Here is a 17,718-nt window from a genome sequence, read left to right on the forward strand (position 1 = left end):
ATGACCATGCAGGAGGGCCGGATTTTATCGGTTCCTCTTGCAGGAAATAAATGAAAGAAAAAAGAATACATATTTATAAAGCAAAAATCCTCTCTGATCCATCTCACTATCCCTAAAAAAACTCACTGCTCAGCCAATCAATCTAATACAGCAAGAGTCTCCCTTTCTTTCGCCAAAACGGAACATTCACCATGATGCACATTTTTCAGCCTCAGAAACTGTGCAAAACCGGCATGTTTTTTGCTTTATTTTCTCGATTTTTTGTAAGCGCTTACTAATATTAAGCAGAAAAGAGGGGGATTTGTGGACATTGTTATTATTTTATTGGCATTAGGCATGCTGATGTTTGCGGCTTACCGGGGCTTTTCAGTCATTTTATTCGCCCCGATTTGTGCGCTGTTTGCCGTGCTCCTGACAGATCCAAGCTTCGTACTTCCTTTCTTCTCGAATATATTTATGGAGAAGATGGTAGGATTTATTAAGCTATATTTTCCCGTATTTCTTTTAGGGGCCGTTTTTGGCAAGGTTGTTGAAATATCCGGGCTCGCTGAGTCGATTGCAAAAACAATCGTCAAGCTTGTGGGAGCAAAAAGAGCCATTCTAGCCATCGTCTTAATGGGTGCGATTTTAACGTACAGCGGCGTCAGTCTCTTCGTAGCGGTGTTTGCCATTTATCCGTTTGCTAAAAACCTATTTATTAAAGCTGATATTCCCAAGCGTCTGATACCCGGTACGATTGCATTGGGCGCCTTTACATTTACAATGGATGCGCTTCCCGGCACACCGCAAATTCAAAATGTCATTCCGACCGCTTTTTTTAAAACAAACATTTATGCCGCTCCCTGGCTCGGACTGATTGGTGCAGCATTTGTGCTTACGGCCGGAATGATTTATTTAGAATCCCGGCGCAAAAAAGCGGCCAATGCCGGAGAAGGCTATGCTGGATTTCAATCTGAAGTTACCGCTGCAGAGGAATCCTCAAGTCTGGCTAATGAAACACATACGCCTGTTTTACCGCAACCCAGCCCCGCGCGGCAAGTGCTCGCCTTTGTTCCGCTTATCCTTGTGGGAGTCATGAACAAATGCTTCACGATGTGGCTCCCGCATTGGTACCCTGACGGATTTGATTTTGCGCCGCTCGGCTTAGAAGCGTTCGGGAAGATTGACCTTTCCTCCGTCACTGCGATCTGGTCAGTAGAACTCGCACTGTTCATCGGAATCATGACCACGATTTTGTTCGATTGGAAAAAAGTCCTCTTCAATTTGAAAGAAGGACTGAATGAGGGCATCGGGGGTGCCTTGCTGGCGTCGATGAATACAGGAGCCGAATACGGATTTGGCGGCATCATTGCGGCGCTTCCCGGCTTTAAAATGGTCAGCAGCGGCATATCGCAGACGTTTACAGATCCGCTCGTCAACGGAGCGGTGACGACCACTGCGCTTGCCGGGATTACAGGATCGGCATCAGGAGGAATGGGCATCGCTTTAAGCACGATGTCAGCAGCGTATACAGAAGCAATCAATACATTCCACATCCCGCCGGAGGTCATGCACCGGGTGATCTCGATGGCCTCCGGCGGGATGGACACTCTTCCGCATAATGGCGCCGTCATTACGCTGCTCGCGGTCACCGGGTTGACCCACCGCCAATCCTACAGGGATATCTTTGCCATTACCGTCATTAAAACAGCCGCTGTGTTTGTCATCATCGCCATTTACAGTCTGACGGGCCTTGTGTAGCCAAAACAGAAAGGGGAAACGAATATGGGAAAAGGAAAAGTGATGGACTCTTATCAAGATGCTGCTGCACTGATCAAGGACGGAGACACCCTCATCGCAGGAGGCTTCGGCCTGTGCGGCATTCCGGAACAATTAATTCTCGCGATCAGGGACAGCGGCGTAAAAAACTTGACCGTTGTCAGTAATAACTGCGGCGTTGATGATTGGGGGTTAGGCCTCTTGCTTGCAAACCGGCAGATCAAAAAAATGGTCGCATCCTATGTGGGAGAAAACAAAACCTTTGAACGGCAGTTTTTAAGCGGAGAGCTGGAAGTCGAATTGGTGCCCCAAGGAACGCTCGCAGAAAGAATTCGCGCGGGAGGGGCGGGCATTCCGGCGTTTTACACACCTGCGGGCGTCGGAACATCAGTAGCCGAGGGAAAAGAACATAAGACATTTGACGGACGCACCTATCTTCTGGAGAAAGGGATTACAGGGAACGCCGCCATCGTAAAGGCCTGGAAAGCCGATCCTCTGGGCAACCTGATGTTCAGAAAGACGGCGAGAAATTTCAATCCGCTCGCTGCAATGGCAGGCAAAGTGACGATTGCAGAGGCTGAAGAAATCGTCGATGCCGGAGAGCTTGATCCGGATCAAATTCATACGCCGGGTATTTTTGTGCAGCACGTGCTGCTCGGCGGGATTCATGAAAAACGGATTGAACGCCGCACCGTCCGGCAAGCATGATAAAGGAGGCTGACAGAATGAGAGATAGCAGAAAACGAATGATCAAACGGGCTGTAAAGGAAATTAAGGACGGAATGAATGTGAACTTGGGGATAGGGATGCCGACGCTTGTAGCCAATGAGATACCGAATGATTATAACGTCCTGCTTCAGTCTGAAAACGGCTTGCTCGGGATCGGGCCTTATCCGGCGGAAGGAACGGAGGACCCCGATCTGATCAACGCGGGAAAAGAAACCATCACCGAAGTAAAGGGAGCCTCGTATTTTGACAGTGCCGAATCCTTTGCCATGATTCGCGGCGGCCACATTGATGTAGCGATCCTCGGCGGGATGGAAGTGTCCGAACGGGGAGATTTGGCGAACTGGATGATCCCAGGAAAAATGATCAAAGGAATGGGCGGCGCCATGGACTTGGTCCACGGAGCAAAACGGATTATTGTCATTATGGAGCACGTTAATAAATATGGGGAATCTAAAGTGAGAACGGAATGTACGCTGCCTTTAACCGGCAGGCAGGTGGTCGATCGGCTGATCACAGATTTGGCTGTATTCGATTTTCATGATGGCCGTATGACGCTCACCGAACTGCAGGAAGGTGTAACAATGGAGGAGGTCTTTGAGAAAACAGAAGGTCATTTTACTGTCAGCCAGTCGTTAAAAAACGGGGTCAGACCAAAATGAGGAGGTGCCGTCATGCATTCATTGCTTATTGAAAAAACAGCCGTTGTAACAGGAGCAGCCGGAGGAATCGGGCTTGAAATCGCAAAAGAATTCGCCCGTGAAGGAGCAGCCGTCATCATCTCTGATGTAAACGAACAAGCGGGGAAAGAAGCGGCGGCAAGACTGAAAGATGAAGGCTGTGAAGCAGTCAGCATCACATGCGATGTAACAAATGAAAAGCAAGTGGCCGATATGCTGCAGACGGTCGAGAAACAATTCGGACGTCTCGATATCCTTGTGAATAATGCGGGCATTCAGCATGTCGCGCCCATCGAGGAATTTCCCACCGAACAGTTTGAACGGCTCATTCGTCTCATGCTGACTGCGCCATTTATCGCAATGAAGCATGCATTTCCCATTATGAAAAAACAGCAATTCGGTCGAATCATTAATATGGCGTCTGTCAACGGACTGATCGGTTTTCACGGGAAAGCGGCATATAACAGCGCCAAGCACGGCGTCATTGGTTTAACGAAAGTCGGCGCACTTGAAGGCGCGGCTGACGGTATTACCGTCAATGCGCTTTGTCCGGGATATGTGGACACTCAGCTTGTCCGCAATCAGTTAAAGGACATTTCCGCAACAAGAAATGTACCGTACGAGCGGGTGCTTGAGGACGTCATCTTTCCGCTCGTTCCCCAAAAACGGCTGCTGTCAGTGAAGGAAATCGCTGATTACGCCGTATTTTTGGCCAGCGACAAAGCAAAAGGGGTCACAGGTCAGGCCGTAGTCATGGATGGCGGGTATACCGCTCAATAGTTCTTATACTTTTTAAAAAAACAGCCGCTCTGAACGGCTGTTTTTTTATGCCTGAAAACCTTGTTCACTCAATAGGCCGATTTACTGCGTCAATCGGTATCCGGGCAGGGTCATTCGCATGTTCTGCGGCGTATTTCGTCCTTGCGGATTTTCCCCATCCAGATCCATCTCTTGCGCCACATTTATAAACAAGCGCAATCAATTTACAATCCTTCACAGATATACAAATGATTTTTTACAATAAACAGAAAATATGTAATTTCTGACACAATAATGCCAATAGCCCTAAAACATATGAAACATGAAGAGCGCGTCCTAAGTGAAGAAGAGCCGGTAACAGGCTCCACCCCGGCTTTCATCATCTCTCTTTAAGACTGATTTTCGGTGAAACCCCCATGTTTTATTTTATGAATAAATATATCTAATTCGTTTGTGAAAACGAACAATAACTCCTCCGAAAGTATTCTATACACATTTGTTATAATCATGCTAGGATGTTAGATAAAGGGATATTTTGTAGGATATTGTATCCCCTGTTCAATATGATCGGAGGAATCTCATGAACAATCTTGCCTTTTTATTTCCTGGACAAGGGTCTCAATTTGTAGGAATGGGCAAACAATTTTGGAATGATTTTGTGCTCGCAAAGAGATTGTTTGAAGAAGCGAGCGATGCGATCTCCTTGGATGTAAAAAAACTGTGTTTTAACGGAGATATGAATGAATTGACAAAGACAATGAACGCGCAGCCCGCTATTTTAACGGTCAGTGTGATTGCTTTTCAAGTGTATATGCAGGAAATAGGGGTGAAGCCCCGCTTCCTGGCAGGCCATAGCTTAGGCGAATATTCAGCGCTTGTCTGTGCCGGCGCCCTTTCTTTTCAGGATGCCGTTACACTTGTAAGGGAGCGGGGAATTCTTATGCAAAATGCGGATCCCCATCAGCAGGGGACGATGGCCGCCGTGACACAGCTCTCTCTCCAAACCTTGCAGGAAATATGTTCGAAAGTATCGACGGAAGACTTTCCGGCAGGTGTAGCCTGCATGAATTCAGAACAGCAGCATGTGATTTCCGGACACCGGCAAGCTGTGGAACGTGTCATCAAGATGGCGGAGGAAAAGGGTGCGGCATACACTTATTTGAATGTCAGTGCGCCTTTTCACAGTTCGATGATACGATCAGCCTCCGAACAATTCCAGACTGTATTACACCGGTATTCCTTCCGGGATGCCGCATGGCCGATCATTTCAAATGTCACCGCGCGCCCTTACAGCAGCGGAAATTCGATCAGCGAACATCTCAAGCAGCACATGACGATGCCGGTTAGATGGACAGAATCGATGCATTACTTGCTTTTACATGGAGTCACAGAAGTCATCGAAATGGGTCCGAACAATGTCTTAGCCGGTCTGCTGAGAAAAACAACGAATCACATTGTACCTTATCCCTTAGGACAGACATCTGATGTTCCCCCGCTTTCCAATTCAACGGAAAGAAAGAAACATATTGTCCATTTACGCAAAAAACAACTGAATAAATTGATGATTCAATCCGTCATTGCGCGAAATTACAACAAGGATTCAGCGGCTTATTCCACTATGACGACGCCATTATTTACGCAAATCCAAGAGCTGAAAGAGAGAATGAAAAGGCATGAAGACGTGCTTTCAGAACAAGAACTCGAACATTCGATCCATTTATGCAAATTAATTTGTGAAGCTAAACAGCTTCCGGCTTGGGAAGAATTGCGGATTTTAAAATAAAGCGCCCAGGAGGGGACCTATGTATACCAGTCAATTCCAAACCTTAGTAGATGTCATTCGGGAAAGAAGCAGTATCTCTGATCGCGGGATCCGTTTTATCGAATCCGATAAAAACGAGACGGTTGTCTCTTACCGCCAATTGTTTGAAGAGGCGCAAGGGTATCTTGGCTATTTACAGCATCTCGGCATTAAGCCGAAGCAGGAAATTGTATTTCAAATCCAAGAAAACAAATCATTTGTCGTTGCTTTTTGGGCTTGTATATTAGGAGGAATGATCCCGGTTCCGGTCAGTATCGGAGAAGATGATGACCATAAACTGAAGGTCTGGCGCATTTGGAATATATTAAATCATCCCTTTCTGATTGCCTCTGAAAAAGTATTGGACAAAATAAAGAAATACGCTGCAGAACACGATTTACAGGATTTCCATCATCAATTAAACGAAAAATCTGACGTCATTCAAGATCAAATCTACGATTACCCCGCTTCATTTTATGAACCTGATGCGGATGAACTCGCCTTTATCCAATTTTCTTCCGGATCAACAGGAGATCCAAAAGGAGTCATGTTAACGCATCACAACTTAATACATAACACGTGCGCCATTGGGACTGCCCTACACGTTCATTCGAAAGACTCTTTCTTATCATGGATGCCTTTAACGCATGATATGGGGCTCATCGCCTGCCACCTTGTTCCCTTCATAACCGGAATCAATCAAAATCTAATGCCTACAGAGTTATTTATTCGCAGACCTATTCTTTGGATGAAAAAAGCTCATGAACATAAAGCTAGTATTCTATCATCTCCTAATTTCGGGTACAACTACTTCCTTAAATTTCTGAAAAACGAACCAGACTGGGATTTATCCCACATCAAGGTCATCGCAAACGGTGCAGAACCGATATTGCCGGAGCTGTGTGACGAATTTTTGAAAAGATGCGCAGCATTCAATCTGAAAAGATCCGCCATTTTGAATGTTTACGGTTTAGCGGAAGCTTCGGTTGGCGCAGCGTTCTCTAAAATAGGTAAAGAATTCGTTCCCGTTTATTTGCATCGTGACTATTTAAATCTTGGTGAAAGAGCTGTAAACGTCAGCAAAGAGGACCAAAATTGCGCTTCATTCGTCGAGGTGGGACAACCTATTGACTATTGTCAGCTTCGGATCTCCGATGAAACAAATGAAAGAGTAGAAGACGGAATCATCGGCCATATCCAGATCAAAGGAGACAATGTGACGCAAGGGTATTATAACAACCCAGAGAGTACGGAAAAAGCGCTGACTTCTGACGGCTGGGTAAAAACGGGAGACCTCGGATTCATTAGTGAAAGTGGTAACTTAGTCGTAACCGGAAGAGAAAAGGACATTATTTTCGTGAACGGAAAAAATATCTACCCGCACGATATTGAACGGGTCGCGATTGAAATGGAAGAGGTTGACTTAGGAAGGGTTGCCGCCTGCGGTGTATATGATCAAAAGACACAAAGCGGAGAAATCGTGCTCTTTGTTGTTTACAAAAAATCACCTGAAAAATTCGCACCGCTTGTCAAAGAGATAAAAAAGCATTTGTACAAGCGGGGCGGCTGGAGCATAAAAGAAGTCCTTCCGATCCGAAAACTCCCTAAAACAACCAGCGGAAAGGTTAAACGCTACGAACTTGCCAGACAGTATGAGGCAGGGAATTTTTCAACAGAGTCTGCCGCCATCAATGAATGTTTGGAGAGCAGCCCGGAAACATCCGGACAGACACCCATTCATGAGATAGAAACGGAATTGCTGTCTATCTTTTCCGAAGTGCTCAACGGGAAAAAGGTTCACCTCGCTGACAGTTATTTTGATATGGGAGCAAATTCATTACAGTTATCGCAGATTGCCGAGCGCATAGAACAGAAATTCGGACGCGAGCTTGCCGTTTCAGATCTCTTTACGTATCCTTCTATCACTGATTTAGCGGCATATCTGTCTGAAAGCCGGGCTGAAATCAAACAGGACGCGGCAGCGAAACCAAGCCATGTGACACCGAAAGATATCGCCATTATCGGGATGTCGCTCAATGTCCCGGGAGCGTCAACGAAAAGTGATTTTTGGAATCTGCTTGAAAAAGGTGAGCACAGCATTCGAGAATACCCCGAATCCCGGCTGAAAGATGCGGCGGATTATTTAAAGTCCATCCAAAGCGAGTTCAATGAGAGTCAGTTTGTGAAGGGCGGCTATTTAGATGAAATCGACCGCTTTGATTATTCGTTCTTCGGTTTAGCTCCTAAAACGGCTCAGTTTATGGACCCTAACCAAAGACTGTTTTTGCAGTCTGCATGGCATGCGATTGAAGATGCGGGCTATGCCGGCGGCAGCATGAACGGGAGCCGTGTCGGGGTATATGCGGGGTACTCGAAGGTGGGCTACGATTATGAACGTCTCCTTTCTGCGAATTATCCGGAGGAACTTCATCAATATATCGTGGGCAATCTCCCTTCCGTGCTAGCCAGCCGAATCGCTTATTTCTTAAATTTAAAAGGGCCGGCGGTCACAGTGGATACGGCATGCTCCTCATCGCTTGCCGCCGTTCATATGGCATGTAAATCTTTAACGTCCGGCGATTGTGAAATGGCTCTTGCAGGCGGTATCCGGACATCGCTCTTGCCGATCTGTATCGGGCTTGATATGGAATCTTCGGACGGGTACACGAAAACGTTCAGCAAAGATTCAGACGGTACTGGCACAGGTGAAGGCGCGGCCGCAGTCCTGCTAAAACCTTTGCAGGATGCTGTTCGCGACGGAGACCATATTTACGGCGTAATCAAGGGAAGCGCGATGAATCAAGACGGAACAACCGCCGGGATTACAGCACCGAATCCGGCAGCTCAGACTGAGGTCATTGAGACGGCCTGGAAAGACGCGGGCATTGCTCCTGAAACACTGTCTTTCATCGAAGCGCATGGCACCGGAACGAAGCTCGGCGATCCGGTTGAATTTAACGGGCTTTGTAAAGCGTTTGAAAAGTATACGGCAAAAAAACAATTTTGTGCGATTGGTTCTGTTAAATCGAACATCGGTCATTTGTTTGAAGCGGCAGGCATCGTCGGGCTGATCAAATCTGTCCTCATGCTGAATCACAAGAAAAATCCGCCGTTAGCGCACTTTAATGAACCTAATCCGCTCATTCATTTTCACTCATCACCATTTTATGTGAATCAGGAAGCTGCAGCGTTCACATCCGGTGATGAGCCGCTGCGAGGCGGAATCAGCTCGTTCGGTTTTAGCGGAACGAACGCTCATGTGGTATTGGAAGAATATATTTCTCAAAGTGAGTATGCACCCGAGGATGAACATGGGCCGCACCTATTTGTTTTATCCGCTCATACTGAAAAATCACTCTATGAACTCGCACAGCAGTACCGGCAATATGTATCGGATGACAGCCAAGCTTCATTAAAGTCCATTTGCTATACAGCAAGTACGGGCAGGGCTCATTTGGATCATGGCATTGCCATGATTGTATCCGGTAAACAAGAACTATCGGATAAGCTGACCCGCCTGATTCAGGGAGACAGAAACCTTCCCGGTGTATACATCGGTTACAAGAATATGAAGGAAATGCTGCCTGCTCATAAAGAAGAGCTGAATCAACAAGCAGCCGCTCTGATTAAGCAGCGTTTACGTACGCAAGATGAACGGATCACATGGCTGAATCGCGCAGCCGAATTATTTGTGCAAGGAGCCGTTATCGATTGGCGCGCGCTTTATTCCGGTGAAACTGTACAAAAGACGCCATTGCCACTGTATCCGTTTGAACGGAGCCGATGCTGGGCTGAAGCTGACCAATTGCGCTTAAACGAGGACGAAAAGAGAGGAGAAGCGGCATTGAATATCAACCAATCGAAGGCGCACATTGAATCCTTCCTGAAAACTGTAATCAGCAACGCTTCAGGGATCAGAGCGGAGGAACTCGATCTGAATGCTCATTTTATCGGGCTCGGAATGGATTCTATCATGCTGTCACAGGTCAAAAAAGCCATTGCGGACGAATTTGGGGTAGACATCCCGATGGATCGTTTTTTTGATACGATGAACAACCTTCAAAGTGTCATAGATTACTTGGCTGAGACCGTTCCATCGTCCTTTGCACCCGCTCCCCCTCAAGAGAATGTTCCGGCGCAGGAAATACAGGTCATTTCAGAAGCACAGTCTGAATCGGATCGCAGAGAAGGTCATCAAGAGCATATGCTCGAAAAAATAATCGCTTCTCAGAATCAATTAATTCAGGATACCTTGCAAGCTCAATTAAATAGCTTTAATTTGCTGAGAAACAGCGGACATCATTCCGATGAGAAAGAACACGCTAAAGCGCAAGAGAAATCAATTCCTTCTGTCAAGCAGGGGCCTCCGGCTGTCACTGCAGAAAAGAAAGCGGCTCAAGAAGCGAAACCCTATGTTCCTTTCCAGCCTCAGAACCTGCATGATCAGGGACACTATACCGCACGGCAAAAACAATACTTAGAAGACTTCATCAAGAAATACGCCGATAAAACGAAAGGTTCCAAACAATATACGGACAACACCCGATTTGCTCATGCAAACAACCGCAATTTGTCCAGCTTCCGTTCGTATTGGAAGGAAATCGTATACCCAATTATCGCCGAACGTTCTGACGGTTCTAAAATGTGGGATATTGACGGAAATGAATATATCGATATCACCATGGGATTCGGGGTTAACCTGTTCGGGCATCATCCTTCCTTTATTACACAGGTTATCGATGATTCAACCCGTTCATCATTGCCTCCGCTCGGCCCGATGTCAGATGTCGCCGGTGAAGTTGCCGACCGGATCCGCACATGTACCGGAGTGGAAAGGGTCGCTTTCTATAATTCCGGAACAGAGGCCGTCATGGTTGCCCTGCGTTTGGCGCGGGCGGCAACAGGAAGAAAGAAAGTCGTGGCGTTCTCAGGATCTTATCACGGGACGTTTGACGGCGTATTAGGGGTTGCCGGCACAAAAGGCGGGGCTGCGTCTGCGAATCCGCTGGCTCCGGGCATACTGCAGAGCTTTATGGATGATTTGATTATTTTACATTACAACAATCCCGATTCGCTGGACGTGATCCGCAGTCTCGGTGATGAATTGGCAGCCGTACTGGTGGAACCGGTACAAAGCCGCAGACCGGATTTGCAGCCGCAGGCATTTTTGAAAGAATTGCGGGCGATCACGCAGCAATCCGGAACAGCTCTGATTATGGATGAAATTATTACCGGATTTCGGATCGGTCTCGGCGGCGCACAGGAATGGTTCGGCATTCAGGCTGATTTAGTGACCTACGGAAAAATCATCGGCGGCGGACAGCCATTAGGGGTAGTTGCCGGAAAAGCTGAATTCATGAATGCGATCGACGGGGGTACCTGGCAGTATGGGGACGATTCCTACCCGCAAGACGAGGCGAAACGCACGTTTGTGGCCGGCACCTTCAATACTCACCCGCTTACCATGAGGATGTCATTAGCCGTCCTTCGCCATTTACAAACCGAAGGAGAACATCTGTATGAGCAGCTTAATCAAAAAACAGCCTACCTGGTCGATGAGCTGAATCGCTGCTTCGAACAAGCGCAAGTGCCTATCCGCATGGTTCGATTCGGTTCTTTATTCCGGTTTGTCTCATCGCTTGATAATGACTTGTTCTTTTACCATCTCAACTATAAAGGGGTCTATGTATGGGAGGGACGCAACTGCTTCTTGTCTGCGGCGCATACCGCGGATGATATCGAAAATATTATTCAAGCGGTGAAAGACACGGTGGAGGATCTTCGCCGAGGCGGATTTATTCCGGAAGGCCCGGATTCCCCTGATGGCGGAGGCCGTAAAAAGTCCGGGACGCGCGAGCTTTCACCTGAACAAAAGCAGTTGGTTATGGCATCCCATTACGGGAATGAAGCTTCCGCCGCTTTAAACCAGTCCATTATGCTGAAAGTGAAGGGCGAACTGCAGTATACATCATTAAAACAAGCCGTCCGGCATATCGTTGACCGTCATGAAGCTTTACGTACGGTGATTCATCCCGATGACGAGGTACAGCAAGTGCAGGAACGGATGAATATAGAAATACCTGTCATTGATTTTACCGGTCACCCGCATGAACATCGGGAGCCGGAAATCCAAAAATGGCTGACAGAAGATGCCAAGCGGCCGTTTCATTTCCATGAACAAAAACCTTTGTTTAGAATCCATGTGCTTACATCGGCTCACAATGAACATCTGATTGTGCTCACGTTCCATCATATCATTGCCGATGGATGGTCAATCGCCGTTTTTGTTCAAGAACTGGAGAGCAACTACGCGGCAATCGTACAAGGAAAACCGATTTCGCCGAAAGAGGCAGATGTTTCGTTTCGCCAATACTTAGACTGGCAGCAGGCACAGATTGACAGCGGCCATTATGAAGAAGGGGCCCGTTATTGGCGGCGTCATTTCTCTGAACCGATACAGCAGCCAATTCTGCCAAGCACAGATTCTGTCCGTTATCCGAACGGGTATGAGGGAGACCGGTGTACCGTCAGGCTTGGACGGCCATTGAGCGAGGCTTTAAGGTCATTAAGCATTCAGATGAAAAATAGCGTATTTGTGACGATGCTGGGTGCATTTCATCTTTTTCTGCACCGGCTTACCAAACAGTCAGGCCTTGTGATCGGGGTCCCCGCAGCAGGTCAATCGCATATGAAACAGCATGATCTGATTGGAAATTGCGTCAATATGATTCCGGTGAAGAACACGTCTTCTTCAGAAAGCACTTTATCCGGTTATCTTGGCAGTATGAAAGAAAGCGTGAATCTTGCAATGCGGCACCAAGCCGTCCCGATGACACTGGTGGCCAGAGAGCTTCCGCACGATCAAGTGCCGGATATGCGTATTATCTTTAATTTAGACAGGCCTTTTCGAAAGCTGCATTTCGGAAAGGCGGAGGCGGAGCCCGTTGCATACCCGGTAAAATGCACCCTATACGATTTATTTCTGAACATAACAGACGCGCATCAAGAATATGTTCTTGATTTCGACTTTAATACGAACGTCGTCAGTCCGGAAATCATGAAAAAGTGGGGAGCGGGTTTTACAAAATTGCTGCAAAAAATGGTTGAGGGAGATTCAATCCCTCTTAACGCCATGATGATGTTTTCCGATGAAGAACAGCATGATTTACAAGCACTTTACGCCGAACACCAGAAGCGGATCTCTTCAATAGGAAGCAATACGGCAAATTTTACTGAAGCCTATGAGGCGCCGGTAAATGAAACGGAACGGCAGCTGGCGCGGATTTGGGAGGAACTTTTCGGCCTTGAACGGGTTGGCAGATCAGATCGCTTCCTGGCTCTGGGAGGAAACTCACTCCAGGCGACGCTTATGCTTTCCAAAGTTCAGAAGACATTTCATCAAAAGGTTTCCATCGGACAATTTTTCAATCACCAGACTGTTAAGGAATTAGCACGTTTCATTCAGAACGAAACGAAAGTCGTGCACCTCCCAATGAAGGCTGCCGAGAAAAAAGCGTATTACCCGACATCGCCGGCACAGCAAAGAGTATATTTCCTGCACCAACTGGAACCGGATCAGCTGGCGCAAAATATGTTCGGCCACATATCAATAACAGGGAAGTACGATGAGCAAGCCCTGATCTCATCTCTTCAACAAGTGATGCAGCGGCACGAAGCGTTTCGCACGTATTTCGACATTATAGATGGCGATATCGTTCAGAAACTTGAAAACGAAGTTGATTTTAACGTTCATGTCCGGGCAATGAGCCGGGACGAATTTGATGCCTATTCAGACCGGTTTGTAAAACCGTTCCGCCTGGATCAAGCTCCGTTAGTTCGTGCGGAGCTGATCAAGATTGAAAACGAGCAGGCCGAACTGCTCATCGATATGCATCATATCATTTCGGACGGTTATTCCGTCAACATCCTTACAAATGAATTGCTGGCTTTATATCATCAGAAACCATTACCGGACATTGAATTTGAATATAAAGATTTCGCAGAATGGCAAAACCAACGGCTGAATGAGGATGCCATGAAGCGGCAGGAGACATATTGGCTGGAACAATTTCAAGACGAAATTCCCATTCTCGACCTGCCGACAGACGGTTCAATAGCGGCAGAACGGTCTTTTGAGGGACAGCGTGTGACATGCTCCTTACAGCCGGATGTCATCCGTTCGCTTCAAGATTTGGCGCAAAAGGCGGAAACGACTCTCTATACGGTGCTTCTGGCCGCCTATAATGTGCTGCTTCATAAATATACGGGACAAGAAGACATTGTCGTAGGCACGCCTGCTTCAGGAAGAAATCATCCGGATATCGAAAAGATCATCGGTATTTTCATACAAACCATTGGAATCCGGACGAAGCCGCACGCCAATAGAACGTTTACGGATTATCTGGAAGAAGTAAAGCGGCAGACGCTTGACGCTTTCGAAAACCAAGACTATCCATTCGACCGGCTTGTGGAGAAATTAAATGTACAGCGGGAAACAACCGGAAAGTCTCTGTTTAATACGATGTTTGTGTTTCAAAACATTGAATTTCATGAAATCCGGCACAATGAATGTACATTTAAAGTGAAAGAACGAAATCCAGGGGTCTCTTTATATGATTTGATGCTCACGATCGAAGATGCCGGTCAACAGATAGAGATGCATTTTGATTATAAACCAGGACGATTCACAAAAGACACCATTGAACAGATCACCAGACACTATACCGCCATTTTAAACAGCCTTGCTGAGCAGCCGGAGATGACATTGTCTTCTGTTCCTATGCTGTCTGAAACCGAACGGCATCAACTGCTGACGGAGTGTAATGGCACAAAGACGCCGTATCCGCATAAGGAAACGGTATATCGGTGGTTTGAAATGCAGGCGGAACAGAGTCCCGATCATGAAGCCGTTATTTTTGGCAATGAGCGGTATACGTACAGACAGCTCAATGAACGGGCGAACCGATTGGCGCGGACGTTACGGACAAAAGGCGTACAAGCGGATCAATTCGTTGCCATCATCAGCCCGCATCGGATCGAGCTGATTGTCGGAATTTTGGCTGTTCTGAAAGCCGGCGGCGCATACGTGCCCATTGATCCTGAATATCCGGAAGATCGGATCCAATATATGCTGAGAGATTCAAGAGCGGAGGTTGTGTTGACACAGCGCAGCCTGCTGGATCAATTACCGTATGATGGTGACATTGTGCTTTTGGATGAGGAAAACTCATACCATGAGGAGCACTCGAATCTTGAATCGGACAGCGATGCGCATGATTTGGCCTACATGATCTATACGTCAGGTTCGACGGGAAATCCAAAAGGTGTACTCATTGAGCATCAGGGGCTGGCTGATTATATTTGGTGGGCGAAAGAGGTTTATGTAAGAGGTGAGAAAACCAACTTTCCATTATACTCTTCCATCTCTTTCGATCTGACTGTGACCTCGATATTTACACCGCTGGTTACGGGAAATACCATCATTGTCTTTGACGGCGAAGACAAAAGCGCTGTGCTTTCTGAGATTATGCGGGACTCAAGAATAGACATGATCAAATTGACCCCGGCACATCTGCACGTCATCAAGGAGATGAATATCGCTGGCGGCACCGCAATACGGAAAATGATTGTCGGCGGAGAAAATTTAAGCACCCGTCTGGCCAAAAGTGTCAGCGAGCAGTTTAAAGGCCGGCTGGACATTTTCAATGAATACGGACCGACGGAAGCTGTCGTCGGATGTATGATTTATCACTTCGACGCAGAACGGGACAAGCGGGAATTTGTACCGATCGGCACTCCGGCTGCCAACACGGATATTTATGTGGCCGATGCAAGCAGAAACCTGGTTCCGATCGGGGTAATCGGCGAAATATATATCAGCGGACCGGGTGTTGCCAGAGGGTATTGGAACCGCCCGGATTTAACGGAAGAGAAATTTGTTGAAAACCCGTATGTCCCGGGAGCGAAAATGTACAAATCAGGGGATTTGGCTAAGCGATTGAAGGACGGAAATCTTGTATATATTGGGCGCGTTGATGAACAAGTCAAAATCAGGGGACACCGAATCGAGCTTGGTGAAATTGAAGCAGCGATGCATAACGCGGAAGCGGTGCAAAAAGCCGCGGTAACAGTGAAAGAAGAAGAAGACGGCTTAAAACAATTATGCGCGTATTACGTAAGCGACAAGCCTATAGCGGCTGCGCAGCTTAGGGAACATTTGTCATCCCAGCTTCCGGACTACATGGTTCCGTCCTATTTTGTCCGTCTGGAGCATATGCCGTTAACATCCAACGGGAAAATAAACCGTAAGGCGCTGCCTGCACCGGAAGCGAGTCTGCAGCAGACAGCTGAATATGTTCCGCCGGGTAATGAGACGGAGTCCAAACTGACAGATTTATGGAAGGAAGTGCTCGGAATAAGCCATGCGGGGATCAAACATAATTTCTTTGATCTCGGGGGCAACTCCATCCGAGCGGCAGCCTTAGCCGCCAGAATTCACAAAGAGCTGGATGTGAATCTGTCTCTCAAAGACATATTCAAGTTTCCTACCATTGAACAATTGGCTGACAAGGCGTTACACATGGACAAAAATCGATATGTACCGATTCCGGCTGCAAAGGAAATGCCATATTATCCGGTTTCTTCAGCTCAGAGGCGGATGTATTTATTAAGTCACACAGAAGGCGGCGAGCTGACTTACAATATGACGGGTGCCATGAATGTGGAAGGGACGATCGATCCCGAACGGTTAAACGCCGCTTTCCGAAAATTAATCGCGCGTCATGAAGCGTTGCGTACCAGCTTTGATTTATATGAAGGCGAGCCGGCACAGCGTATTCATCAGAACGTCGACTTTACGATAGAACGGATTCAAGCAAGCGAAGAAGAAGCGGAAGACCGTGTGCTTGATTTCATCAAAGCGTTTGACTTAGCCAAGCCGCCGCTGATGCGGGCCGGACTGATTGAAATTGAACCTGCGCGGCACTTGCTTGTGGTGGATATGCATCATATCATTTCTGACGGCGTGTCCGTCAATATTCTGATGAAAGATTTAAGCCGAATCTACGAGGGGAACGAACCGGACCCGCTCTCTATTCAATATAAAGACTTTGCAGTTTGGCAGCAATCGGACATTCAGAAACGGAACATCAAGAGCCAGGAAGCGTATTGGCTGGATCAGTTTCACGGTGATATTCCTGTACTGGATATTCCTGCGGATTATGAGCGACCTGCCATACGCGATTACGAAGGCGAATCATTTGAATTTCTTATACCCGAACACTTGAAACAGCGTTTAAGCCAAATGGAAGAAGACACAGGAGCAACACTGTATATGATTTTATTGGCAGCCTATACGATTCTTTTATCCAAATACAGCGGACAAGAAGATATTATCGTAGGAACGCCATCTGCCGGGCGGACTCATCTGGATGTAGAGCCGGTCGTGGGAATGTTCGTCAATACGTTAGTCATTCGCAATCACCCGGCGGGCCGTAAAACATTTGATGCCTACTTAAATGAAGTAAAAGAAAACATGCTGAACGCCTATAAAAATCAAGACTATCCGTTGGAAGAATTAATTCAGCATCTGCATCTTCCAAAATATTCAAGCCGCAATCCTTTATTCGATACGATGTTTGTGCTGCAAAATCTTGATCATGCTGAATTGACTTTCGATTCCCTTCAACTCAAGCCGTATCCATTTCATCATCCGGTTGCCAAATTCGATTTGACCTTGTCGATTCAGGCGGACCGCGACAACTATCACGGACTGTTTGAATATTCGAAAAAACTGTTTAAGAAAAGCAGAATCGAGGTTTTATCAAACGACTACTTACACATCCTATCGGCGATTTTGGAACAGCCAAGCATTCTAATCGAACATATCGGATTGAGCGGCAGCAATGAGGAAGAAGAGAACGCGCTTGATTCTATTCAATTGAACTTTTAGGGAAAAGCATTATTTCTTTAAAATATATAAAATGAGGTGCTCCA

General features: G+C 46.9%; 6 protein-coding genes. All 6 read left to right on the plus strand.

Annotated elements, in window-relative coordinates:
* Nucleotides 1-303 precede the first annotated feature (303 nt).
* The 6 genes from AC3WTF_RS00090 to bamA all read left to right on the plus strand — a co-directional run bounded on the left by AC3WTF_RS00090 (nucleotide 304) and on the right by bamA (nucleotide 17,674).
* Nucleotides 304-1,740 (plus strand): GntP family permease, encoded by a 1,437-nt coding sequence (locus AC3WTF_RS00090; protein ID WP_020955901.1) that lies wholly within the window; start codon nucleotides 304-306, stop codon nucleotides 1,738-1,740.
* 24 nt (nucleotides 1,741-1,764) lie between these two features.
* Complete coding sequence (locus AC3WTF_RS00095) at nucleotides 1,765-2,466, plus strand: CoA transferase subunit A (RefSeq protein ID WP_007410135.1); 702 nt, start codon at nucleotides 1,765-1,767, stop codon at nucleotides 2,464-2,466.
* Between the two features lie 17 nt (nucleotides 2,467-2,483).
* On the plus strand, nucleotides 2,484-3,146 hold the full coding sequence (locus AC3WTF_RS00100; RefSeq protein ID WP_007410136.1) for a CoA transferase subunit B: 663 nt from the start codon (nucleotides 2,484-2,486) through the stop codon (nucleotides 3,144-3,146).
* A 12-nt stretch (nucleotides 3,147-3,158) separates the two neighbouring features.
* The gene (locus AC3WTF_RS00105) at nucleotides 3,159-3,944 is read left to right on the plus strand and encodes a 3-hydroxybutyrate dehydrogenase (protein WP_014418050.1); all 786 of its coding nucleotides are present in this window, start codon (nucleotides 3,159-3,161) and stop codon (nucleotides 3,942-3,944) included.
* A gap of 559 nt (nucleotides 3,945-4,503) precedes the next feature.
* Nucleotides 4,504-5,706 (plus strand): bacillomycin D biosynthesis malonyl-CoA transacylase BamD, encoded by a 1,203-nt coding sequence (gene bamD / locus AC3WTF_RS00110; protein WP_038458191.1) that lies wholly within the window; start codon nucleotides 4,504-4,506, stop codon nucleotides 5,704-5,706.
* 19 nt (nucleotides 5,707-5,725) lie between these two features.
* Nucleotides 5,726-17,674 carry a bacillomycin D hybrid PKS/NRPS BamA gene (gene bamA, locus AC3WTF_RS00115; protein ID WP_492314148.1) on the plus strand — a complete coding sequence of 3,983 codons (11,949 nt, stop codon included), beginning with the start codon at nucleotides 5,726-5,728 and terminating at the stop codon, nucleotides 17,672-17,674.
* Nucleotides 17,675-17,718 lie beyond the last annotated feature (44 nt).

This window comes from Bacillus sp. EB106-06-01-XG163 (assembly GCF_058791615.1).

What these genes read in the sequence shown, in the direction of transcription:
- AC3WTF_RS00100 (WP_007410136.1), top strand. Translation starts at nt 2,484, where the DNA reads ATGAGAGATAGCAGAAAACGAATGATCAAACGGGCTGTAAAGGAAATT.
- AC3WTF_RS00095 (WP_007410135.1), top strand. Translation starts at nt 1,765, where the DNA reads ATGGGAAAAGGAAAAGTGATGGACTCTTATCAAGATGCTGCTGCACTG.
- bamA (WP_492314148.1), top strand. Translation starts at nt 5,726, where the DNA reads ATGTATACCAGTCAATTCCAAACCTTAGTAGATGTCATTCGGGAAAGA.
- AC3WTF_RS00105 (WP_014418050.1), top strand. Translation starts at nt 3,159, where the DNA reads ATGCATTCATTGCTTATTGAAAAAACAGCCGTTGTAACAGGAGCAGCC.
- bamD (WP_038458191.1), top strand. Translation starts at nt 4,504, where the DNA reads ATGAACAATCTTGCCTTTTTATTTCCTGGACAAGGGTCTCAATTTGTA.